Source organism: Clostridium oryzae (assembly GCF_002029235.1).
Classification (GTDB): domain Bacteria; phylum Bacillota; class Clostridia; order Clostridiales; family Clostridiaceae; genus Clostridium_AE; species Clostridium_AE oryzae.
In genome coordinates, this window is record NZ_MZGV01000001.1 from 194,707 (window position 1) to 218,312 (window position 23,606).

The following is a 23,606-nucleotide window of genomic DNA, read 5'->3' on the forward strand; positions in this document are numbered from 1 at the left end:
AGAAAATGAAGAATAAGATATCATTTAATGAAAAACTTGCCTTTGCAGTCGGCGATGGAGGATGTAACTTTGTCTGGACAACAATTGGCTCTTTCTTAACATTGTATTATACAGACAGTGTTGGTATCAGTGCAGCAGTGATAGGTACTATCATGCTGCTGTCAAGAATTGTAGATGGATTTTCTGATTTAGGAATGGGTGTTATCATTGACAGAACACATACTCGTTGGGGAAAAGCAAGACCATGGATTCTCTGGTCTGCTATACCTATGGGAGTTGGACTTATATTGCTGTTTAGCGTACCTGGGTCGTTTAGTAGTGGCGCTAAAATAGCATATGCTGCTATTTCCTATACTATCGTAGCGGCAGTAATTTATACTGCTTGTAACCTTGGCTACAATACGTTACTGTCTCTGGAAGCTCCAGACCCTAAGGACCGTGTTACTATGAGTTCGATAAGATTCTTCTGCACAATGGGTGTTGTATTAATTATCAATTATAATACCATGAAATTAGTTCACAAATTTGGTTGGACCGGAATGGCCACTATTTTTGGTCTTATTGCAGTCATACTGTTACTGATCACTTTTTTCTTTACTAAAGAGCGTAATTTTGTTGAAGTAAAAGAAGAACAAAACGACAAAGACAAAGAAAAAGTATCAATTGCGCATTCCTTCAAAATATTATTTATGAATAAATACTTCGTTTTAATTTCTCTTATTTTTGTAATTAACTATACAGCACTTGGTATTAATAATGGTATTCGTATCTACTTTGCTAGAGATGTACTAGGAAATGTAGCATTAATGGGAACTTTGACATTATGCTTTATTTTACCTAAGATGATTGGTAACCTTATCTATCCACAGATTTCTAAGTTACTTGGAAAATGGAAGAGCCTTGTGATTGGCTACATTTTAGAAATGCTTGGCGTTGTTATTATGCTTGTAATGCCTGCTTCCTTACCAGGAACGATTACAGGACTTGTATTATTGGGTATTGGAGGTATTCCTCATACGGCAGGATTATTCGCAATGGTTGTTGATGTTATAGATTATGGTGAATGGAAGACAGGAGAACGTATTGATGCTCTTACTTATTCGGCTACGAGCTTTGGAATGAAAGTTGGTGCAGGACTTGGTGCTGCTATCGTTGGATGGGGACTTGCATGGGGTAATTATAACGGTACTCTTAAGGCTCAGGCAGTAGAAACTGTAAACGCTATCAAATTAGTGTTCACAGCAGTTCCGTTGGCATTATTTGCAATAGGTTTGGTCATTTTGTTGTTTGCTAACATTGATAAGATTTATCCTCAGATTTCAAGAGATTTAGCAGAAAGAAGATCAAATAAATAAAAGTTAATTTAGAATTTGAAAATCGCCGATAAAATTTTTATGGGCGATTTTCTATTGAACAAGAGTTAGTATGATTTATGGATAATTAGAAAAATATATACATATGCAGATATTTATAGTAAATGAAACAGTTTGGAGGTATAGAATTTCTTGTGCATCCAAAGCTTTTAGGATATAATTTGCATGAAGATAGTCTACTTATGCTATGAAGAAAGAGGATTAATTAATATGAATTTAGAAAAAAATCAGGAGTTAATTTTAGATATAGTTTCAGAAGGATATGAAGGTGAGGGAGTAGCAAAACCTGATGGCTTTCCTATATTTGTTGAAGGAGCACTAAAGGGCGAGAAGGTAAAGGTTAAAATAGTCAGATTGAACAAGAGCCATGGCTTTGGAAAGCTTTTAGAGATAGTTGAAAAATCTCCAAGCAGAATTGAGCCGGTTTGTCCAATATATAAACGCTGCGGAGGCTGCGGCCTTCAGCATATGGACTATAAAGAGCAGCTAAGGTTTAAAACTGATAGGGTACGTGACTGTGTGGAACGCATAGGCAAGGTTAGTGGAGCTGTTATTCATGATGCTATTGGCATGGAAAATCCTTATAGGTACAGGAATAAAGTTCAGCTGCCAGTGGGGAATCTTAATGGACAGAATCTGGTAGGTTTTTATGCGGCAAGATCCCATGAAATAGTGGATATAAATAAATGTTATATTCAGGATGAAATTGCTGATAAAGTTATCCAGGTTACAAAGTTATGGATGAAGGAATTTAAGATTGCTGCCTATGATGAAAAGAAGCGTACAGGTGTACTCAGACATGTTATGGTCAGAAAAGGCTTTAAAACCGGTGAGGTTATGGTGGTGCTTGTGACTAATGGTAAAAAACTTCCCTGCAAGCAGGAACTTATAACACTGCTTGCTGAAAATATAGAGGGTATAAAGAGCATAATTCAGAATATCAATTCGCAGAAGACGAACGTAATACTTGGGCTTGAGAATAAAACTTTATGGGGTAGTGACAACATAACGGATTATATAGGAAAATTCAAATTTAACATATCACCCGTGTCTTTCTTTCAGGTAAATCCTGTTCAGACAGAGGTGCTTTATGGTAAGGCACTTGAGTATGCAGGAATGACTGGAAATGAGATAGTATTTGATGCTTACTGCGGTACTGGAACAATTACCTTGTTTCTTTCTCAGAAGGCTCAGAAGGTTTATGGTGTAGAGATAATACCAGAGGCTATAGAAAATGCAAAAGAGAATGCTAGACTCAATGGAGTGGATAATGTTGAATTCTTTGTTGGTGAGTCAGAAGTTGTAATTCCCGATATGATTAAAAAGGGAATCAAGGCAGATGTTGTGGTTGTAGACCCTCCTAGGAAAGGTTGCGAAGCTTCACTGCTTATGGCTATTTCCGATATGGCTCCCAAGAAGATTGTTTATGTTTCTTGTAATCCAGCTACTCTAGCAAGGGATTTGCAGCTGTTGGAGGAGAAGGGATATAAGACTAAGGAAGTGCAGCCGGTGGATATGTTTCCGTGGACGGGGCACGTTGAGTGTGTTGTCTTGATGTCAAGGGTGTAGAAATAAGGTCTATTCAAAGTACGGATAAATAAAGGATTTCCAAGGTTGGAGGGTTTTCTGCCCGATGTCTGGCAGTGCCTTTTAATCTTGAAAATCCTTGTTTTTGTTTATTGAGGAAACAGGTCGACTGTAATAAAGTGCATGGGGTTGAGTTGACAGATTAGATAACTTCATAGGGTTGAGGAGATAGAATAGATGTGACTTGGGTATAGGAGAAGAAATGTACGATTAATTGAAAATCGCGAAATCGCTGCTTTTGAGCAGCGTATAAGTAAGATGTTCTTGACAAAAGGCAGCGAAAGTGATATGATGATGCAGAGGTGAGAGCATGCCTGAGGTAGGACAAATGATTAAAAGTCGTCGAGAAGCCATGGGGCTTTCTCTTAAAAAGTTAGCAACTGCTTGTGGCTCAAGCGACAGTGAAATAATGAAAATTGAGAACGGAACTAGAAAAAACCCTAATTGGGCAACATTATGTGAAATCGCACGTGCTTTAAATTTTCACCCGTTTGAAATATTGTTAGCCGCAGGTTATATATCAGAAAATGATATGCATCCCAATTGCCAGATTCATGGTTTAGAAAACTTAGATGATGACGGGGTAGCAATGGTGCAATTGTTCATAGATTTTTTGACTATGCGGAACGCTAATAAAATTGGTATTTCAAAGGAGGGAGAGTGATATTATGATATTTAGATTAGGTGAACTATTTTGTGGCCCAGGTGGGATCGCTTGGGGTGCAATGAATGCTAGTATTGAAGATCCAAACTTTGCGATTGTACATCAGTGGGCAAATGACTATGACGCAGATACCTGTGAAACATATAGATTAAATATCTGTCCTGATACCCCTAATACTGTTTACCATGCGGATATTCGCAAATTCGATATGTCTAAACTAGCCCCGATTGATGCATTGGCATTTGGTTTCCCGTGCAATGACTATAGTGTTGTTGGTGAGCAAAAAGGTATGGACGGGGTATTCGGACCCTTGTATTCGTATGGTGTCAAAGCTCTAAAACTGTTTAAACCCAAGTGGTTTTTAGCAGAAAACGTTGGAGGACTTAGAAATGCAAATGATGGGAAAGCCTTCACTAAGATTCTCAAGGAACTAAGGGAAGCTGGCTATACAATTACACCCCATCTCTACAAGTTTGAGGAATACGGAGTCCCTCAAGCGAGGCACCGTTTGATTATCGTTGGCATACGGGATGACATCGATGTTGAATTTAAAGTCCCATCAACAGCGCCTTATGTCGGAATCGATAATACTTGCAAAAATGCAATAGAAAATCCCCCTATTCCAGAGGATGCATATAATAATGAATTGACAAGACAATCCGAAACTGTTGTTAGAAGGTTGCAGCATATTCTACCTGGACAAAATGCATTTACGGCAGACCTTCCAGAAGATTTGCGACTTAATATTAGAGGAGCAAAAATAAGCCAAATATATAAGAGGCTCGATCCAACTAAGCCTTCCTATACGGTTACGGGAAGCGGTGGTGGAGGAACACATATCTACCATTGGGAAGAACCACGAGCATTGACTAACAGAGAGCGGGCAAGATTACAGACATTCCCTGATACTTATAGATTTATAGGAAGTAAAGAGAGTGTACGTAAACAAATAGGAATGGCAGTACCTTGTCAGGGTGCAAAAATCATTTTTGAGGCAATTTTGAAGTGTTTTGCAGGAATTGAATATGAGAGTGTAGACCCAAGTATTAAAGAATGAAAAAGCAGTTACTTTGTAGCAAAAGCAAAGTAACTGCTTTGTTTTTATACATGGAAGTCCATAAAGTACTGTTCATCGTCGATTTTGTAAAAGGTAACATCTGTTCTTCCGTAGTTTAGTAAATCTTGTTTTGTTACGAACGCACCATTTCCAAGACCTAAACGGTTTCGGAAGTATTCTCCGAGCTGAGCATTGCTAAGAGGTGTTGTAATTGCCTTATCGTTTTGTTGCTCAACTCTTAGGAGCAGAGTATGCCCGTCGTCTGTAATGACAGTAAAATGCTGTTTACCTAACGGGAAGAAACCACTTCTTGCAATTTTTGCAGGAAGATGTATATAAGCTTCGTTTTTATTTCTGCCCTTTCGTTGTCCCCAATTTAATCCAGACTTTTCTCCAACTTCACCCTTGGTTGTGAGAAGCGATAGAGTTGTAGAAGTAATACCCTCGCCAGCCAAAGTGGTTAGAGGCTTGTTTTCAGCATCAAGAATTTGATGTGTTGGACGGAGAACGATATGGTCTTCGACCTCAGCATGGTTAAAATAAATTGAGTTTGCTTCAACTTCTTCATAAAACTTATAAGCTTCTTCTGGATCACAGCATACTACTATTTCTTTTCTGGATTGAATAAATGCATTCTGCACAAAATCAGCAGAACCTGTATAGGCCTGTACTGGTGATTCTCCCTTTAGCCAAATGTATAAATTTGCGTGAACCGGAGGGTTTTCGCAAACATAACTACATGAAAAGCTATCCACTGCATTTGGGTAAGTTTTGCCATGGAGTTCCATAAAGCCCTCATGTATAGGTACACTTAACCCATCGTAAGGAACCATTCCTATAAGTAGTGAAATATTTACAGGGTGCATATTTTGCTCTTGAAAACTCTTAATAAGCCATGATGCCATATTAGGGGTAGCATATCCGCTTAATATCAATAAAGTGTCCGCTCCTTGGAGTGGAGGGGCAAATAAAATTCTTTTTGCTATGTTGTTGGTTAACATCCATTCTTGCCCTCCTATGCTTCTTCTATAGTTTCTTCAGACACATCATAATACATGGTATCGTGAGGAAGTTTAATATTTGGCACCCAGATTGCTTTTCCACCCCATCCCTTAGTACCAGTCACTTGATACATGGTCAGAACTACTTTGTCATGGAAAGTGCCACCTAGTTTCCAGTCGTTCGGAGACAACAAGGCTCCTGTCCCTTGTGCAACATCTCTTCCTCTTCTGACAATCAAAATACCCTGTCCAGCTGGTTGTTCTGAAAGAAGTGTATCAATGACAGAAAGGAATGCATCTAACTTGAAATCCGGGCTGGCAATAATGTGAGATAATATTTTCTTAATTAACCTCAAATTTACCTGGTAATAAGGATCATCATTGGAGAAAGGCTCCAATAGTTTTGATATATCATCTATGGTGTTATTATCTGGATAGAACGGATAATAGTTCGTTCCCCCTGAAAGGATATTAACTCGTTTATTATCAATTACATTCCTTCGAGTTGGATTCAATCCAACTGGATAATAAATTTTTATGTTTTCAATTCCTTGCTCTACTTGTGCGATAATGGCATTATTAGTAGCGTTAATGTCCGCAAATAATTTATAGAGTTGTTCATCTATAAATATCTTCATCATGCCAGAGTCTCTGTCATAACCAAACATCCTACTATGTTGCCACATAGTATCAGCCTGGGGCTTTTTGCTGGTTCTTGTATAATAAATTGTCTGTAGCCCTGGAAAAGTTACGCCTCGGCCTAGAGTGTTTCCGCCTACGATAAAATTACAGCCTGTTGCATAATCTGGACTCTCAACATCTGTTTTTCCATTCATAACAAGAATTTTTATACCTTTTTTTTCCAATAAGTCCTTGATAGTTTTATAGATAACTTCAAAAGAAAGTTTCTCACTTTTGTTGGGTTCTAAAGAATCATAGTGGGTTTGTAATTCTGTGATGAATTCGGTATTGATATGCTCCATACACCAATCTAGTTCCTTTGCGACATCGTCAGCAAAACGCTGGTGGACATTTTGTCGTACACTCGGATGTAGAAGGCAATTTGACACTTTTCCTTTTGATGCCAAAATCTGAGCAGATACAGCAAGGTGGCGCATAACAACACTTCGTGTCGGTCGTTTGATTGTTTCAAGAAAATCAATGCATTCAGGTTTACTGCTTGTTGGAAAGAAAAAGTCTCCACCTAAATAGCCATCCCCTGGATGGAAGTAGTATGTAAAATATGGATGCCAACCAGACGCAAGGGTCTGTAATAAGATTGCTTGAGGCGTACCTGTAACCTGTAGGTATAAGCTACTTGATGCTCCATTTTTTATAGAATCCAGATATCTATTAATTGATGACTGACTATTACGGTTTATTAGAGTATTTAAGGAAGCGGCATCTGCCTCATCATCAACGATGAATAGAGGATTGCCCTTCATAAAGCCTGTAGAATTAAATACATTTGCCCACAATCTTAGTACTCTTGCATTTTTCTTTAGAACGACAATGGCTGGCTTAACAAGGCTATTTTCAATAAATAAGCCTGAGTCGTTTTCGCCACAAATACAGAAACCGTCTAAGTCGTCTCTAACTCGATCTAAGGTTTGTTGTTGCAAGACAACATTGTCTGTTGTGAGTAAGATGAATGCAGGAAATCCTAAATCTGCAGCTTTGCACATAACGCCAAACATTTGACCGGTTTTTCCAGATTGCACATTACCAAACAACAAGCCAATCTCATGACTTATAAATGAAAAATTGCGAATATGTTGATTACCAATATCTTCAGCCGTTTTGGAAATGGACTCAGCTAATTTTTCATTACCTCGATCTTTTATTTTTTGCAGATATGTTTTTAAATATTGCATTGATACACCTCTCATTCGTTAGTAATTGTTTCAAACGATAAAACCCACACATCAAGCTCGGTGCCATCTTCGTCCAATGCTTTCTGATCTGTTTTTGAAAGTACAAGGCTATCGCAACCGTATGCTTGTAACATTTCTTTCGTAATCATTCCCTTACGATCAGTATCAGCTTGGGTGTCATTAACTGGTGTTACTAAACCTGCTGCTGCAAGTCTACCTTTAATCCAACGACCAAGAATGAGTTCATCGCCAACAGCACTGAATTGTTTATTGCCATCGCTTGTGGTATGAGCTTTAAACCAATAGCCATCATCGGTTACAACAAAAAAAGGCTTGTTTTTTTCAGGGTAACCTTCTGAACGAGTTATCGCTTTGCTAACAGTCAATTGAGTTTCGTACCAATCACGGGATTTCCTTTTACTTCGTGGTGCGGCATAGCTAACATTTATATTTGACTTTGTGAAATGCTTACCATCATCCATATGCCGCTCATCGTAAGCAGGAACTTTTAATGGCAGTACAAAAGAAACATCTGTTTTATGCTGTTCATAAAGCTGTACACCAGTTTGGGGAATCTGTGTTACCATATCAATGCCACTAAGTGATGTGTTAACTTCTCTGATTATTGGCATTCCTGTTATGTTAGCAATATTATCAGAGCAGTTCTGAGCCTTTAACTTCTCTAAAAATTCTGCGATTTCTTTACATTCAGTAGCATCATCAGTAATCGATGAGATTTCATACTGCCTACGGTTATTAGCATCTAATTTGATTACACCTAAGTTTGCGGAACCAATTATAGCAGAAAAAGGTTGCTCATCTTTATAAAAGCAGTATACTTTTCCATGATATTTGAATGCTTTTACGATCTTAATTTCACCTATACCAGTCTCTATCCATTTCTTGTTGATTTCTAAAGCAGTATTATATGATCCTTCTGGCATTCCTTCGATGAAGTACATTCCAATGGTAAGGCATATACTTGATATATTATGCTCTTCGACCAGATTGTCGAGTTCTTCCAAGGCAGCACGAGATATATATCCAACCGCGATTTCAACACGGTCTGATTTTGCAATCTGCTCGTTAAAACAATCTATAATTGTTTGTTGGCCCTCTGATGTTCCAAGGGGTAGGATATTTGAATATAACAGTTTCATTAGCTCACTCCTTTGTTTTTGGTGGGGTTTCTGTAGTTTTTTCAATCTCCATAATATCTGAAATATCGCAGTTAAGCGCCTTACATACTTTTATTAAAATGTCAGTATTAACATTTTCATTTTTTCCAAGCTTAGCCATTGAAGCTGTACTAATACCAGCTGCTTCTCTTAAGTCCTTTTTTTTCATGTCTCTATCAATAAGAAGTTTCCACAGTTTTTTATAACTTATGGACATAATATCACCTCGCCTTAGTACCTAGCCTAAGTTAATAAATAAAGTTTATCACAAAGTTAGCGAAGCAACAATTAAAATTCGCAAACGTAAAATAAATGTTGAGGCAATCAAAATACATGTTATAATTTACCTATGAACTAATGTTTGAATAGTAAAAATCCTTAAAGATATTAATTTCATATGGGTGAGGAGGGAGTGGCTTGGCGGGTAATCGTTCTTTTAAAGATTACGTGGCTGATAGATTCTATAATGAGATATTTTCTGCCATACAAACCTATGCAACGGATAGTTGTGAAGATTTAGACTTACGGTTATACAGGGTTCGAAACATTGGCGGCATAGAATTGTCAGATGTAGAAGTTAAGTTTGTGTCAGTTAATGACTTACCGGACATGAAAATAGAATTTGATGTTGCTGTTGAAGCTGAATTCGAAGTCCGTGAATCAAATCATCGTTATGATGAATCAGAAAATTGCCGGCAATGGTTTATGCTAGAATGCTCAGGTGATTTGGGTTGCAATTTGGATGATTTTTCAATCTCTAGTATAACTGAGTATACTAGCAAAAATAGGCAGCCAAAACCTATGTCAGACTCCCTTGTCCCTATCATTCATAAGGAACAATTAGAATCTGTTGCCACAGACTTCCTTAGAAGACATCACCCTGAAGCATTAAAAACCCCAATGGCAGTTGAGCCACAGGTGTTGGCAGAAAAAATGGGCCTTACAGTAGAAATGAGAGAGATTACAAAGGATTTCTCTGTTTTTGGGCAGATATACTTTCACGACTGTGATGCAGAATTTTATGATGAAGACATCGATGAAATGGTACAAACCCGTGTGAATGCCCGTACAATAATTGTGGACCCAAAAGCTTACTTTCTTCGTAACTTGGGATCAGTCAATAATACTATTGTGCATGAGTGTGTTCATTGGGATCAACATAGAAAAGCATTTGAATTGGAGCGGCTATATAACAGCAGTGTCACACGAATCAAGTGTCAGGTAGTCGGGGGTATAAAAGACAATACCAGAGATGCAACTGACTGGATGGAATGGCAGGCGAATGCTCTCGCTCCAAAGATACAAATGCCACTTGCCATGTTTAAAACCCAAGCATTTAAATTTATTAAGCAATTCCGTTCAGAAATGGGAACATCTGAACTTATAGATGTAATGGAGCCAGTTATTGACGCCTTAGCAACGTTCTTCAGCGTATCTCGGACAGCAGCTAAAATTCGAATGATTGATGCTGGATATGAGGAAGCAATCGGAACCTTTACTTACATAGATGGTCGCTACGTCAAGCCTCACAGATTTAAGAAGGGTGCGCTTGAAAGAAATCAGACCTTTTCTATAAGCGCAGAGGATGCTGCCATCCAAAGCATTACCAATCCAGAAATGGCCGCTTTAGTTAGGGACGGAAGTTATATATATGTAGATTCCCACTTTGTCTTAAACCATCCAAAATATATAACACGGGATATATTTGGACAGACTGTACTTACCGACTATGCACGAACCCATATGGAAGAGTGTTGCTTGGTTTTCGAGTTATCAGTTAAATCTGGATGTAAGGAAAGATACTATACCGAATGTTTCCTCAACCGTGATAAAACATCGAATATTGATTTTGATATAAAATTTTGTAATGGTTTTGAGTATGCGGCTCCAGAAAAGAAGGCCCAATTACTAGCCGAAACAATAGCGGAAGAAATGCGAATCTATAATGAATTGCCAAATAGTTATACCAGCTCTCTTAAAATAGTTCGTAAGTGGAGAAATGTAACTTATAACGAATTAGCAGAGGAAATAATGGTCAATGAGCGTACCATAAGAAGAATAGTTAATGGTGAAGAACCAGGCTCTATTAATTCCATAGTTTTAATTTGCCTTGGACTTCATCTGCCACCTAAAATTAGTAACCATATAATTAGCAATTCTCCATTTTCGTTGAACTTCAATAACAATAGTCACATTTGGTATGATTTTGCATTGACTCACCTATATCCAAAATCGATGGATGAGATTAGAGCATTTTTACAAGAACATGGCGCAGATCCATTATAAAATTTAATATATTTTGAAAAAGCGGACACGTAATGTCCGTTTTTTAGTTGCAAAATATGTGAGCCATACATGAATCCTTTTAAGGGTTTATGTATGGCTTTTTTTATTGTTGTTTTTAGGCGTTTTTGTGGGGAAAAGCGTAATTTTGAGCCTGAAATTAACGGGCATGAGGTGTCCGCCAAGGCTGTCCAATTCTCTCTTACAATAATGATAGACGAAGGAAAGGTCCTTCGTAGTTAGCAAGAATTAGACCATTCCTCGTCTACAAAAAAATATCAAATGCCTGATTTGCAATAAGGGCAAAGGATACATATTGCTACGTTTCAGTCCGTTATGGATTGTTATACGTTGCAATAGAAGTACCTTACCTTGTTGCGCTCATTTTCAGGACAAAGGGTCTGTGTACTTCGAGGCACAGACCTATTTTTGTATCCTTTGCCGCCAATGCAGTCCGGCGGAAAGGATGCAAAATGAAAATTAGAATTATGTACGACAACAAACCTACCTATTTGGAGGTACCAGACGAGGACTTTACCTTAATGATTGATATGGACTATGAGGACAGGCTATCCTGTGCCGAAGATAAGGAAACGGTGAGTCGACGGTCGCCACAGGAAATTATGGACGAGCGTTTCAACAAGCCAGAGTACAATAACTGGCATAAACTTGATCGTCATTCAGCTACTACTACCCCGCCTAAGAAGCTTAATGGAAAAAGGGGCTACACAAAAGCCACTGACGATAATGAGGGTAAAAACATAAAGGAAAATACGATTGAGTTATATCCTGATAACACCGATGAAGTGACTCGAGAGAAACAAGAAGAATATGAATACCTCTGTGAAATTATCCGCAAGACCCTCAAGGAAAAACAAGCAGAGTTACTGATTGCTATATTCCTAGATGGTGTTTCTGTAACAGAGTATGCAGAGCGTGAGGGTGTTAGTAAAAGCGCCATTTCACACCGTATAGATACAGCCAAGAAGAATTTCAAAAAAGTTTTTCCTGAATCCTCAACTTTCCCCTCTTGCCACGGCTAATAGATAGAGGGCAGTACATAAACGCTCTCGGAAAGAGGTGAAGAAAATGAAACACAACTTGAAAATCAGTGTTTCAAAAACTCCACAGACTGGCGGGATTGTTTCCTGTCGTAATGTCACCATAAGGGAGCGTTTCCTTCGTTTCTTACTTGGTGATAAGCAGAAACTGACTATCCTTGTTCCGGGTGACACCGTACAAGAACTCGCCATTAGTGAGATTAAGGAGGGAGGATTAAACCATGAGCAAAATCAAACTACTTCTTGATGTGGTTTCTGATATGCGCTCTTTGGCAGACAGCATACAAGCGGTTGCTGATGCAATGGCGGGCAATGAATCTGTCGAAGCAAAAGAACCGACTACACCTGTAAAAGAACCTACGCCAAAGAAAAAGGAGATCACTCTGGAGAAAGTCAGGGCAAAACTCGCTGAAAAGAGTCAAGTCGGTCTTACTGCCCAAGTGAGGGAAATCATCCAAAAATACGGCGGCTCCAAATTAAGCGAAGTTGACCCGAAACATTATGCAGATATGTTGAAAGATGCGGAGGTACTAGGTAATGAGTGATCACGCAGTACTTTCCGCATCGGGGTCCCATAGGTGGCTTAATTGCCTTCCTTCTGCAAGATTGGAACTGGAATTTGAAAATAGTGAATCCAATGCAGCCGCTGAAGGTACCGCCGCCCATGCTCTCTGTGAACATAAACTTAAAAAAGCACTTCACATGAGAAGTAAACGGCCAGTCTCGGTGTATAACTCTGATGAAATGGAAGAACACAGCGATGCCTATGTGGAATTTGTAATGGAGCAGCTGGAACTGGCAAGGCAAAGCTGTACGGACCCGTTAATACTTATTGAACAACGTCTTGATTTTTCTTGCTATGTACCCCAGGGGTTCGGAACTGGTGATTGCATCATTATTGGCGATAAAAAGCTTCATATTATCGATTTTAAGTATGGCATGGGTGTGTTAGTAGATGCAGTGGAAAACCCGCAGATGAAATTGTATGCCCTTGGTGCTTTAGAAATCTACGATAGCTTGTACGATATCGAGGAGGTTTCCATGACCATCTTCCAACCCCGCAGGGAAAATGTCAGCACATGGACAATCCCGGTAAAGGAATTAAAAGACTGGGCAGAAAATGAACTGAAGCCAAAGGCGAAGAAGGCCTATGAAGGCGAAGGTGACTATCTTCCAGGTGAATGGTGTACTTTCTGTCGAGCGGCTGTCAAATGCCGTGCAAGAGCAGAAGAAAAGCTGAAATTAGCACAGATGGAATTTAAACTGCCACCCCTGCTTACGGACTCTGAAATTGAGGAAGTTCTTTCTAAATTGTCCGACCTTACAAAGTGGGCAAATGAAATCATCGCTTATGCCACGGATGCAGCCGTTAATCACGGCAAAGAGTGGCACGGTTTTAAGGTAGTTGAGGGTAGATCCGTCCGCAAATATAAGGACGAAGAGGCTGTGGCTGAAGCAGCCAAGGCAAACGGCTATAAGGATATCTATCGTCAGAGTCTCATTACCCTTACGGAAATGCAGAAGCTGATGGGCAAAAAGAAATTTGAGCAAATTCTCGGTGGTCTCATACATAAACCACTGGGCAAACCAACGCTGGTTCCACTTTCGGATAAGCGGCCAGCTATGAATATATCAAACGTAAAAAACGAATTTAACGAAATAACGGAGGAATTGGAATATGAATAATCAAAACAGAACTAAGGTTGTTACAAGCGTCAACACACGTCTTAGCTACTTTCACGGCTGGGAGCCCGTATCTATCAATGGCGGAGCGGAAAAGTACAGCGTATCCGTATTGATTCCCAAAACAGATAAGGAAACCATCAATGCTATCAATGCAGCAGTAGATGCAGCCATTGAGGAGGGCATTGCAAAGTTTGGTGGTAAAAAGCCGAATAAGGCTGCTATCAAACTGCCACTTCGAGATGGTGACGTAGAACGTGATGATGAGGCTTACAAAGGGCATTACTTTGTAAATGCCAACAGCAAGACTCCACCTCAAATAGTAGATAAAGCAGTTAGACCTATCTTGGATCGCAACGAGGTTTACAGCGGTTGTTATGCAAGAGTATCCCTAAATTTCTATGCTTTTAACTCTAATGGCAATAAGGGGGTAGCATGTGGTCTTGGCAACATCCAGAAGATAAGAGATGGAGAGCCTTTAGGCGGAAGAACCAATGCCGCTGATGATTTCACAACTATTGAAGATGATGATTTTCTAGCATAAAGAATAAATACAGACGAGGTGGTGGAGGTTGTTCTTCTGCCACCTCGTTTGCATTGGAAAGGGCGGTTATACATGAATTCTATTTCTATTGATATTGAAACTTTTAGTAGTGCCAATCTTCAGAAATCTGGAGTTTACCGTTATGCCGAGAGTGATGATTTTGAAATTCTACTATTTGGCTATTCGGTGGATGGTGGCGAAGTACAGGTTGTTGATCTTGCCTGTGGGGAGGAAATTCCAGATGAAATTATAAACGCACTTATGGATGATTCTGTTACTAAGTGGGCTTTCAATGCAATGTTTGAGCGTGTGTGTCTATCAAAATGGCTAAATCTCAAAGGATATCTTGACCCTGCATCATGGAAATGCTCCATGATCTGGTCGGCATATATGGGACTTCCGCTATCTCTGGAAGGGGTCGGTGCAGTTTTAGGTTTAGAAAAGCAAAAATTGACAGAGGGAAAAGACCTTATTAAATATTTCTGTACACCTTGTTCCCCTACTAAGTCAAATGGCGGGCGAGTTCGTAATCTGCCGGAACATGACGTGGAAAAATGGGAGCGGTTTAAGGCATATAACCTTCGTGATGTGGAAGCCGAGATGTCAATACAGCAGAGATTATCCAAGTTTCCAGTACCAGAGAACATCTGGGAGGAGTATCGTCTTGACCAGAAAATCAATGATCGCGGCATTGCCATTGACATGACTTTCGTAAAACAGGCTGTCGAGATGGATGAACATTCCCGTGAAAAGCTAATGGCTTTAATGCAGGATATAACCAATTTAGAGAATCCAAACTCTGTGCAACAAATGAAAGATTGGCTTGCTGATAATGGGTTAGAAACAGATTCCCTTGGTAAAAAAGCTGTTGCTGAGATGTTAAAGACAGCACCTGAACCACTAGGAACTGTTTTGGAACTTCGTCAGCAACTTGCGAAATCATCGGTGAAAAAATACACGGCAATGGAGAATGCGGTTTGTAGTGACGGTCGTGCAAGAGGAATGTTTCAATTTTACGGAGCCAATAGAACTGGCAGATTCTCTGGTAGGCTGATTCAACTGCAAAATCTCCCCCAAAACCATATGTCTGATTTGGAACAGGCTCGTGCTTTAGTTCGAAGCGGAAACTTTGATGCTCTTAATTTACTCTATGATTCTATCCCAGAGGTACTATCAGAACTTATCCGTACTGCTTTTATACCGAGAGAGGGTATGAAGTTTATTGTTGCGGATTTTTCAGCGATTGAGGCTCGCGTCATTGCCTGGCTTGCAGGCGAAAAATGGAGAATAGAAGTTTTTCAAAATGGCGGTGACATTTACTGCGCCAGTGCCTCTCAGATGTTTAATGTACCTGTTGAAAAGCATGGTGTGAATGGGCATCTTCGTCAGAAAGGAAAAATTGCTGAACTTGCTCTCGGTTACGGAGGCTCTGTGGGAGCCTTAAAATCAATGGGTGCTTTGGAGATGGGAATTGAAGAAGAGGAACTACAACCCCTTGTAACAGCTTGGAGACAGTCCAATCCCAATATCACAAAACTCTGGTGGAATGTTGACCGTGCAGTAAAAACTTGTGTTAAGCAAAAGAATCCCACAGAGACACACGGCATTAAATTTATATATCAAAGCGGGATGCTCTTTATTGTTCTTCCTTCTGGCAGACGGCTTGCCTATGTAAAACCTCGTATGGGAGAGAATATGTTTGGCGGTGAAGCGGTTACTTATGAAGGTGTCGGTGGAACGAAGAAATGGGAAAGAATCGAAAGCTACGGCCCAAAATTTGTAGAGAATATTGTTCAGGCAATCAGTCGTGACATTTTGTGTCATGCCATGCAGACATTAAAGCATTGTTCCATTGTGGCTCATGTACACGATGAAATTATCATCGAGGCGGAAATGGGTATGTCACTTTCTGCTATCTGTGAACAGATGGCAAGGACACCAAGATGGGCAAATGGTCTGTTACTTGATGCTGATGGCTATGAGTGTCAGTTTTATCAAAAAGATTAAATAAATTTTTTCAAAATCCTCAACAATCATTACCTCCTGTGGCTATTAGGTAGAGGGGTTTCCTCTCTGACTATATTACAGGAGGTAATTCGTATGGACGAATTAATTAGAATTAACTATGAAAATCAACGACCAACCGTACTCGGTCGTGATCTACATGAAGCCTTGGAAGTAAAGACCGCTTATAAAGACTGGTTTCCAAGAATGTGTGAGTACGGATTTGAGGAAGGGTCAGACTTTAGCTCATTTTTGAGCGAAAGTACTGGAGGCAGACCAAGCATAGACCATCAGTTAACAATTGACATGGCAAAAGAGCTATGCATGATACAGCGTACTCCAAAAGGGAAAGAGTGTCGCCAATACTTTCTTGAAATAGAAAGAAGATGGAATTCACCAGAGGCAATCATGGCAAGAGCACTTCAGATTGCCAATCAACAGCTAACTCAAGTAAGGAAACAAAATAAAGTGCTTGAAGGTACGGTTGCTGTTCAGAATCAGCAAATTGCAGAAATGAAACCGAAAGTGTCTTATTACGATGTGGTTTTAAGTTGCAAAGACCTCATTTCCACATCAGCAATCGCCAAAGATTACGGTAAGTCAGCTATTTGGATGAACCGCTATCTTAATAAAAAGGGCATCCAATTTAAACAAGGTGGCATTTGGCTTTTATATCAGAAGTATGCGGAAAAAGGTTACACCAGCACTAAGACTCATAGCTACCTTGGCAGTAACGGGCAACAGCATACAAAGGTCCATACATATTGGACACAAAAAGGCAGACTCTTCATTTACGAACTGATGAAGGCAGACGGTATTTTGCCTCAGATAGAAATGGAGGTGTGTAATGGGAATTAACAAATTCAATCACGAAGGATACCATGACCCAACTCCCCATGAAGCACTGACCAACATAATGAAAAAGGAAAAGGCAGAGAAAAAATCTGCCTTTAAGCCGCTTGTATATATCTGTTCTCCCTATTCCGGTGATGTAGAAGGAAACATTAAAAAGGCTCGCAGTTTTTGCAGGTTTGCTCTAGACCAAAACTCTATCCCGATTGCTCCCCATCTTATGTTTCCTCAGTTTATGGATGATGAAAATCCCGAAGAACGGGAGCTTGCCATATTTATGGACATCGTGCTTATGGGCAAATGCTCCGAGGTGTGGGTGCTGGGCAATACCATCTCAACTGGTATGGCGAGGGAAATTGAAGTAGCCAAGAAACGCAGACAAACGGTCAGATATTTTAGTCCGGAGCATGAGGAGGTTGAAAGCTTATGAAAATTGCAGTAGGCAATAGCCGGATGGATAGGAAATGGAAAAACAAAGATATCTCCTGGGAGGATTTTTGCTCCCGTGTAAAGACGACGCAACGCACTACGGAAACAGTAGAAGAATATCGGAAACTTAAAAAAGGGCAGCAAGATGATATCAAGGATGTGGGCGGCTTTGTCGGAGGACATTTAAAAGAAGGAAGGCGAAAGAAGGGCAATGTTCTATGTCGCTCTTTGCTTACCCTTGATATGGATTACGGTAGACCAGATATTTGGGAACAAATCTCAATACTTTTCGATTTCAAATGTTGCGTTTACTCCACTCATAAGCACACACCGGAAAATCCGAGACTCAGACTTATCGTTCCTCTTGCTCGTGAGATCAGTGAAGAAGAATATGCAGCCGTTGGACGTATGGTGGCAAAAGAAATCGGTATTGACCTTTTCGATGATACGACATATGAAGCTCATCGCCTTATGTATTGGCCATCCACTTCCTCTAATGGTGAATTTGTCTACGAAGAGCAGGATGGAGCATTACTTGACCCGGATATTTACCTTGCAAAATATGAAAACTGGCACGATACATCAACTTGGCCCGTATCAAGCAGACAGTCTGAAGTTATTAATCGCAGTCTGAAAGAACAAGCCGATCCGCTTTTAAAGGAGGGTGTGGTAGGAACATTCTGTCGTGCCTACTCCATTTGTGAAGCAATTGATAAATTTTTAGGCGCAGTTTATACCCCTTCTGCTATGGAAGGACGATACGATTATATTCCCGCTGATAGTAGTGCTGGTGTGATTATCTATGATGATAAATTCGCATACAGCCATCATGCCACCGACCCAGCAAGCGGTCTGCTCCTCAATGCTTTTGACCTTGTTCGTATTCATAAATTCGGCTCTTTAGATGATAGAGCTTCCACTACTACGGCTCCTGGCAGGATGCCGTCTTTTGTGGCAATGTGCGAGTTTGCTATAAAAGATGAAGCGGTAAAAGCTGAGTTTGCAAAGGAAAGGCAGGCTCAGGCTGAAGAGGAGTTTAGTGCTGAGGATTGGCAGACAGGTTTGGAACTAGATAAGCAAGGTCGGATAAAAGACACACTGGATAACATCGTTCTGATTATTCGGCATGATGAAGATTTACAGCATATCGCTTTCAACTGCCATCGTGATGGTATTGATGCCAAAGGTGGTCTGCCTTGGGACCAGATTAAGGCGGGTTGGAATGATTCGGATAACGCACTTCTTAAGGTGTACTTAAGCAGCAAATACGGGGTCTATTCTCCTACCAAGACCAAGGATGCTGTGGTAGCGGTAGCATCAGAACGAGCATACCATCCTGTTAAGGAGTACCTAGACTCCCTGCCAAAATGGGATGGTATTAGTCGAGTAGAGAATCTGCTCATTGATTATTTCGGTGCTACAGATAATTCCTATACAAAAGCAGTCATTCGCAAAACGATGGTTGCGGCGGTAGCCCGTATTTATAGACCAGGCACAAAGTTTGATAGTGTTCTTATCTTAAACGGTCCTCAAGGCATCGGTAAGTCAACCTTCTTTGCCAAGCTTGCCGGAGATTGGTTTTCAGATAGTTTGACCATTACGGACATGAAAGATAAATCAGGTGCTGAAAAACTTCAAGGATATTGGTTGTTGGAACTCGGTGAGCTTGCTGGAATGCGTAAGACGGATGTGGAGATTGTGAAGTCCTTTATCTCGAGGGCGGATGATAAGTACCGTGCCAGTTATGGAGTCAACGTAGAAAGCCATCCCCGTCAATGCGTAATTGTAGGTTCTACCAATGCAGAAAGCGGATTTCTTCGGGATATTACAGGTAATCGCAGATTTTGGCCAGTCCGCATTAGCGGTAACAGTAGAAAGAAAGCTTGGCAGATGAACAAAGAGGAAGTAGAGCAAATTTGGGCAGAGGCTCTAGTTCTTTATGAGAAGGGCGAAAAACTCTACCTTGAAGGTGATGATGTAACCATGGCAACTAGTGAACAGGCAGATGCTATGGAAACGGATGAACGAGAAGGACTAGTTCGTACCTACTTGGACACGCTCTTACCGGATGATTGGGACACGATGTCTTTATACGAGCGTAGAAATTTCCTCGGAGGTAGCGAATTTGGCGGCGGCACCCGTGTTGGAACAGTAAAAAGGACCCTTGTCTGCAATATGGAAATTTGGTGTGAGTGTTTCGGTAAAGAGGCATCAATGTTAAAACCATCAGATTCCTATGCTATCGGTGCCATTATGAGAAAGATCAGTGAGTGGAACAAGTACACTGGGAACAAGAATGGTGTTGTAACGTTTCCTGTCTACGGAAAGCAACGAGCTTATTCCCGAGTCGAGGAACAACGCTAAGTTGTACCTTACCTTGTTCCCATGCTGGTTCTTTCCCTAAAGTTAGTAATGATAAGGAAAATCAACGGTTCGGAACAAGTGGAACAAGAAGTATCCTATTTATTTATTAATAGTAAAAAGAAGTAATAGTAGCCTGTGCATACACGCATACGCGCGCGTATAGGAAAATTGGGTTAAAGTTGTTTTCTTGTTCCGAAGCCTTTTTATATGGGAGGTATTTATGCTTGAAAAATATATAGAAAAGAAACTGGTAGCGGAGGTAAAAAAGATGGGAGGCATTGCGGCGAAGTTTGTTAGTCCAGGTTTAGATGGGATGCCAGACCGCCTTGTGCTTTTACCTTATGGGAAGATGGCTTTTGTGGAATTAAAGGCTCCCGGAAAGAAACCTCGCCTGTTACAGATTAGAAGAATAAAGCAATTACAGAAGTTAGGCTTTACCTGCTATGTCATTGATGATGTTAAGCAGATTGGAGGGATACTTGGTGAAATACAATCCTCATAAATATCAGACCTATGCAACGAACTTCATACTTGAGCATCCCATCGCTGCGGTGTTTTTAGAAATGGGTCTTGGCAAAAGCGTCATTACTCTAACGGCTATATTTGACTTATGTCTTGATCGTTTTGAAATTGGAAAGGTTCTGGTCATTGCTCCACTTCGGGTAGCGAGGGATACTTGGCCAGCTGAGATAAATAAGTGGGAACATTTAAAAGGACTGGAGTTTTCAATAGCCATCGGAACAGAACAGGAGCGATTGGCAGCTCTTAGAAAACCTGCAAGTGTCTATCTTATAAACAGAGAAAATATTGACTGGTTAGTAAATAAAAGTGGCATTCCTTTTGATTATGACATGGTGGTAATCGATGAGCTGTCATCTTTTAAGTCTTATGGTGCAAAAAGATTTAAAAGTTTACTAAAAGTAAGGCCGAGGGCAAAACGGATCGTGGGTCTTACGGGGACACCTTCCAGTAATGGGTTAATGGATTTGTGGGCAGAGTTTCGTATTCTTGACATGGGTAAAAGACTCGGCAGGTACATAACTCACTACCGCAATTCCTTCTTTACACCGGATAAACGTAATCAGCAAATCGTATTTTCATATAAACCATTGCCAGGTGCTGAAGATGCCATATATCAGCTCATTTCGGATATCACCATTTCCATGAAATCAGTGGATTTTCTGAAAATGCCAGAATGCATGATTAATGAAGTGCCTGTGTATCTAAATAACAAAGAACAATCCGTATATGATCGCTTTCGTGAAGAGATGGTTCTTGAATTTGCTGATGAAGAAATAGATGCCATGAATGCGGCCGTCCTTTCAGGGAAACTCCTGCAAATGGCAAACGGTGCGATCTATGGTGATGATAAAAATCCCCATATTATTCACAACCGCAAGCTAGATGCTCTTGAGGATTTAATTGAAGGTGCAAACGGCAAACCTGTGCTTATTGCCTATTGGTATAACCACGATTTAGAGCGTATTAAGGCAAAATTCAATGTCAGAGAAATTAAGACTTCCAAGGATATCAAGGATTGGAACAACGGCGATATTTCTGTAGCGGTTATCCATCCTGCATCAGCGGGACACGGCCTTAACTTACAAAATGGTGGTTCAACGCTTATCTGGTTTGGACTTACTTGGAGTCTTGAACTCTATCAGCAAACCAATGCGAGACTTTGGAGACAAGGTCAAAATGAGACAGTGGTTATTCATCACATTATTACTAAAGGTACGATTGATGAAGATGTGATGAGGGCCTTGAAACGAAAGGAAAAGACACAATCCGATCTTATCAATGCAGTCAAAGCAAATCTTGGGAAAGCGAGGGAAGTTGTATGATGGATGCTTTTGAGAAACTTGCAAATGCCATTATTCTACAGGCGGTCAAGGATTATCGTTTTGCACTGAAAAGATTAGCAAAGCACCCTCGCAATGATTCTGCTTTATATACGAAACGTGAGGTAGAGTGCTTCTTTCATTCTGGATTGTTCAATGTCCTCACTTCTTTAAACCCTGACATGTTAATCCAACAGCTACAAGAGGAGGTGGTGCGATGATGACAGCTAAGGAATTCTTAAAACAGGCTTATCGTCTGAATGAATTGATTAATTCCGACCTTGAAGAGTTACAAAACTTAAGGGATTTGTCAAGAAGTGTTTCATCCCCCGTTCTTGAGGAGAAAGTCAGTAGAACTAAGTGTACTGACCCACCCTTTGAAAAATATGTGATTAGAATAATAGATTTGGAGCAACAGATACAACAAGAGGTTGAACGATTAGTAAAGCTGAAATCAGATATCCGTGAAGCGATTAACCAGATGGAAAACGTGGATGAGAAGCTGCTTCTTCGCTACCGATACATTAACTTTCTTAACTGGGAAGAAATCTGTGTCAATCTTAATGTTTCCATGAGAACCGTGCACAGACTCCATTCATCCGCTTTGCAACATCTAAAGGTTCCAAAATAAAAGTTGGCACACCGTGGCACAGTTTGGCATACGATGACACTGTTTGTCCGTAGTGAAAGTTATATAATGGTAGTATGGAATATTAATAAACAGAAGCCTTCACGGGAGCATTTCTCCTGCGAGGGCTTTTTCTATGGGCAAAAGGAGGTGCAGTATGCCAAAGAAACCTAAGCGACCGTGCTCTTACCCTGGTTGCCCAGAGCTGACTGACAGTCGCTTTTGTGAAGAGCATGGTAAGAAGGAAGCTGCACGGTATGAAAAGTATGATCGTGACCCAGCAACCCGTAAGCGTTATGGTCGTGCTTGGAAAAGGATACGTGACCGCTACATTGCAGCTCATCCTCTTTGTGAGGAATGCAAACGACAAGGAAAGTTGACCCCAGCAAATGAAGTCCATCACATTCTTCCTCTTGCGAGAGGAGGGACTCACGATAGAAGTAATCTGATGGCTCTTTGTACCCCTTGCCACTCTGCAATCACTGCAAGAGATGGAGACCGTTGGGGAACCCGGTAGGGGGAATCAAATCTCTACAGCTTTTCATTTGTGTAACGGGCGTGGGGCAACGCGTGAAAAAACGCGGTTTCAAACGGGGTAATAGGTCCATCAACGAAAAGAGGTGAGTGAATGGCCAAAGATGGAACAAATCGTGGCGGCGCCCGTTTAGGCTCCGGTCAAAAGAAGAAACCACTTGCTGACAAAATTGCAGAGGGAAATCCAGGTAAGAGAAAGCTTGAAGTCGTTGAGTTCCAAAATACCGCTGACCTGAAGGGGCAGGAAATGCCAAAGCCAATGGCCATGCTCTCCGCAGTGCAAAAGGATGGAAAAACCCTAGTAGCGAGTGAAATCTATGAAATTACATGGAAATGGCTTGAGGAACGTGGCTGTGCCCATTTGGTACTTCCACAGCTTCTAGAGCGATATGCCATGAGTGCGGCCAGATGGATACAGTGTGAGGAAGCGGTAACTGAGTTTGGCTTTCTAGCCAAGCACCCAACCACCGGCAATGCTATTCAAAGTCCTTATGTAGCGATGAGTCAGAACTTTATGAGTCAGACAAACAGGCTGTGGATGGAGATATATCAAATCGTTAGAGAGAACTGTGCTACAGAGTATTCTGGTTTAAACCCACAGGACGATGTGATGGAGCGACTGCTATCTGCCCGCAGAGGAAAATAAAGA

General features: G+C 40.5%; 24 protein-coding genes. 20 read left to right on the forward strand and 4 right to left on the reverse strand.

The window, feature by feature from the left end; all coding sequences use genetic code 11:
• The first annotated feature begins 5 nt into the window (after nt 1-5).
• From CLORY_RS00745 to CLORY_RS00760, 4 genes are all read left to right on the forward strand, one after another.
• The gene (locus CLORY_RS00745; RefSeq protein ID WP_079421666.1) at nt 6-1,355 is read left to right on the forward strand and encodes an MFS transporter; all 1,350 of its coding nucleotides are present in this window, start codon (nt 6-8) and stop codon (nt 1,353-1,355) included.
• 228 nt (nt 1,356-1,583) lie between these two features.
• Nucleotides 1,584-2,942 carry a 23S rRNA (uracil(1939)-C(5))-methyltransferase RlmD gene (gene rlmD, locus CLORY_RS00750; protein WP_079421781.1) on the forward strand — a complete coding sequence of 453 codons (1,359 nt, stop codon included), beginning with the start codon at nt 1,584-1,586 and terminating at the stop codon, nt 2,940-2,942.
• Between the two features lie 328 nt (nt 2,943-3,270).
• Nucleotides 3,271-3,624: a helix-turn-helix domain-containing protein gene (locus CLORY_RS00755; RefSeq protein WP_079421667.1), complete on the forward strand. Its 354-nt coding sequence runs from the start codon at nt 3,271-3,273 to the stop codon at nt 3,622-3,624.
• A 4-nt stretch (nt 3,625-3,628) separates the two neighbouring features.
• Nucleotides 3,629-4,681 (forward strand): DNA cytosine methyltransferase, encoded by a 1,053-nt coding sequence (locus CLORY_RS00760; protein WP_079421668.1) that lies wholly within the window; start codon nt 3,629-3,631, stop codon nt 4,679-4,681.
• Between the two features lie 44 nt (nt 4,682-4,725).
• Here CLORY_RS00760 and CLORY_RS00765 read toward each other — a convergent pair whose 3' ends face one another.
• The 4 genes from CLORY_RS00765 to CLORY_RS00780 are packed head-to-tail and all read right to left on the reverse strand — an operon-like array spanning nt 4,726 to nt 8,951.
• The gene (locus CLORY_RS00765) at nt 4,726-5,682 is read right to left on the reverse strand and encodes a restriction endonuclease PLD domain-containing protein (RefSeq protein ID WP_079421669.1); all 957 of its coding nucleotides are present in this window, start codon (nt 5,680-5,682) and stop codon (nt 4,726-4,728) included.
• 14 nt (nt 5,683-5,696) lie between these two features.
• Entirely contained in the window at nt 5,697-7,556 is a 1,860-nt protein-coding gene (locus CLORY_RS00770; RefSeq protein WP_079421670.1) for a Z1 domain-containing protein, read from the reverse strand.
• A gap of 11 nt (nt 7,557-7,567) precedes the next feature.
• Nucleotides 7,568-8,716: a restriction endonuclease PLD domain-containing protein gene (locus CLORY_RS00775; RefSeq protein ID WP_079421671.1), complete on the reverse strand. Its 1,149-nt coding sequence runs from the start codon at nt 8,714-8,716 to the stop codon at nt 7,568-7,570.
• A gap of 4 nt (nt 8,717-8,720) precedes the next feature.
• Nucleotides 8,721-8,951 (reverse strand): helix-turn-helix domain-containing protein, encoded by a 231-nt coding sequence (locus tag CLORY_RS00780; RefSeq protein WP_000028496.1) that lies wholly within the window; start codon nt 8,949-8,951, stop codon nt 8,721-8,723.
• Nucleotides 8,952-9,439: 488 nt separating this feature from the next.
• Here CLORY_RS00780 and CLORY_RS00785 point away from each other — a divergent pair, with 488 nt between their 5' ends.
• From CLORY_RS00785 to CLORY_RS00860, 16 genes are all read left to right on the forward strand, one after another.
• Nucleotides 9,440-11,020 carry a helix-turn-helix domain-containing protein gene (locus CLORY_RS00785; RefSeq protein ID WP_242954280.1) on the forward strand — a complete coding sequence of 527 codons (1,581 nt, stop codon included), beginning with the start codon at nt 9,440-9,442 and terminating at the stop codon, nt 11,018-11,020.
• 470 nt (nt 11,021-11,490) lie between these two features.
• Nucleotides 11,491-12,060, forward strand: coding sequence for an ECF-type sigma factor (locus tag CLORY_RS00790; RefSeq protein ID WP_242954281.1), 570 nt, complete (start codon nt 11,491-11,493; stop codon nt 12,058-12,060).
• 46 nt (nt 12,061-12,106) lie between these two features.
• Nucleotides 12,107-12,325: a hypothetical protein gene (locus CLORY_RS00795; protein ID WP_012103008.1), complete on the forward strand. Its 219-nt coding sequence runs from the start codon at nt 12,107-12,109 to the stop codon at nt 12,323-12,325.
• Entirely contained in the window at nt 12,300-12,623 is a 324-nt protein-coding gene (locus CLORY_RS00800; RefSeq protein ID WP_079421674.1) for an rRNA biogenesis protein rrp5, read from the forward strand. The genes CLORY_RS00795 and CLORY_RS00800 overlap by 26 nt, the downstream gene beginning before the upstream one ends.
• Nucleotides 12,616-13,764: a DUF2800 domain-containing protein gene (locus CLORY_RS00805; protein WP_079421675.1), complete on the forward strand. Its 1,149-nt coding sequence runs from the start codon at nt 12,616-12,618 to the stop codon at nt 13,762-13,764. The genes CLORY_RS00800 and CLORY_RS00805 overlap by 8 nt, the downstream gene beginning before the upstream one ends.
• A complete protein-coding gene (locus CLORY_RS00810) occupies nt 13,757-14,305 on the forward strand; it encodes a DUF2815 family protein (RefSeq protein WP_001064737.1) in 549 nt (182 codons plus the stop codon). Before CLORY_RS00805 ends, CLORY_RS00810 begins: the two co-directional genes overlap by 8 nt.
• Nucleotides 14,306-14,377: 72 nt before the next feature.
• Nucleotides 14,378-16,312 carry a DNA polymerase gene (locus CLORY_RS00815; protein WP_079421676.1) on the forward strand — a complete coding sequence of 645 codons (1,935 nt, stop codon included), beginning with the start codon at nt 14,378-14,380 and terminating at the stop codon, nt 16,310-16,312.
• A gap of 93 nt (nt 16,313-16,405) precedes the next feature.
• Complete coding sequence (locus CLORY_RS00820) at nt 16,406-17,167, forward strand: phage antirepressor KilAC domain-containing protein (RefSeq protein WP_079421677.1); 762 nt, start codon at nt 16,406-16,408, stop codon at nt 17,165-17,167.
• Complete coding sequence (locus CLORY_RS00825) at nt 17,157-17,591, forward strand: DUF7768 domain-containing protein (protein ID WP_079421678.1); 435 nt, start codon at nt 17,157-17,159, stop codon at nt 17,589-17,591. Before CLORY_RS00820 ends, CLORY_RS00825 begins: the two co-directional genes overlap by 11 nt.
• Nucleotides 17,588-19,954, forward strand: a complete 2,367-nt coding sequence (locus CLORY_RS00830; protein WP_079421679.1) for a virulence-associated E family protein — start codon at nt 17,588-17,590, stop codon at nt 19,952-19,954. The genes CLORY_RS00825 and CLORY_RS00830 overlap by 4 nt, the downstream gene beginning before the upstream one ends.
• Before the next feature lie 220 nt (nt 19,955-20,174).
• The gene (locus CLORY_RS00835) at nt 20,175-20,456 is read left to right on the forward strand and encodes a VRR-NUC domain-containing protein (protein WP_061129976.1); all 282 of its coding nucleotides are present in this window, start codon (nt 20,175-20,177) and stop codon (nt 20,454-20,456) included.
• Entirely contained in the window at nt 20,437-21,798 is a 1,362-nt protein-coding gene (locus tag CLORY_RS00840) for a DEAD/DEAH box helicase (RefSeq protein WP_242954282.1), read from the forward strand. Before CLORY_RS00835 ends, CLORY_RS00840 begins: the two co-directional genes overlap by 20 nt.
• Nucleotides 21,795-22,016 carry a hypothetical protein gene (locus CLORY_RS00845; RefSeq protein WP_015926212.1) on the forward strand — a complete coding sequence of 74 codons (222 nt, stop codon included), beginning with the start codon at nt 21,795-21,797 and terminating at the stop codon, nt 22,014-22,016. The genes CLORY_RS00840 and CLORY_RS00845 overlap by 4 nt, the downstream gene beginning before the upstream one ends.
• Nucleotides 22,013-22,426: a DUF1492 domain-containing protein gene (locus CLORY_RS00850; RefSeq protein WP_079421681.1), complete on the forward strand. Its 414-nt coding sequence runs from the start codon at nt 22,013-22,015 to the stop codon at nt 22,424-22,426. The genes CLORY_RS00845 and CLORY_RS00850 overlap by 4 nt, the downstream gene beginning before the upstream one ends.
• Nucleotides 22,427-22,580: 154 nt before the next feature.
• On the forward strand, nt 22,581-22,940 hold the full coding sequence (locus CLORY_RS00855; protein WP_079421682.1) for an HNH endonuclease: 360 nt from the start codon (nt 22,581-22,583) through the stop codon (nt 22,938-22,940).
• A gap of 111 nt (nt 22,941-23,051) precedes the next feature.
• Nucleotides 23,052-23,603, forward strand: a complete 552-nt coding sequence (locus CLORY_RS00860; protein ID WP_079421683.1) for a P27 family phage terminase small subunit — start codon at nt 23,052-23,054, stop codon at nt 23,601-23,603.
• Nucleotides 23,604-23,606 lie beyond the last annotated feature (3 nt).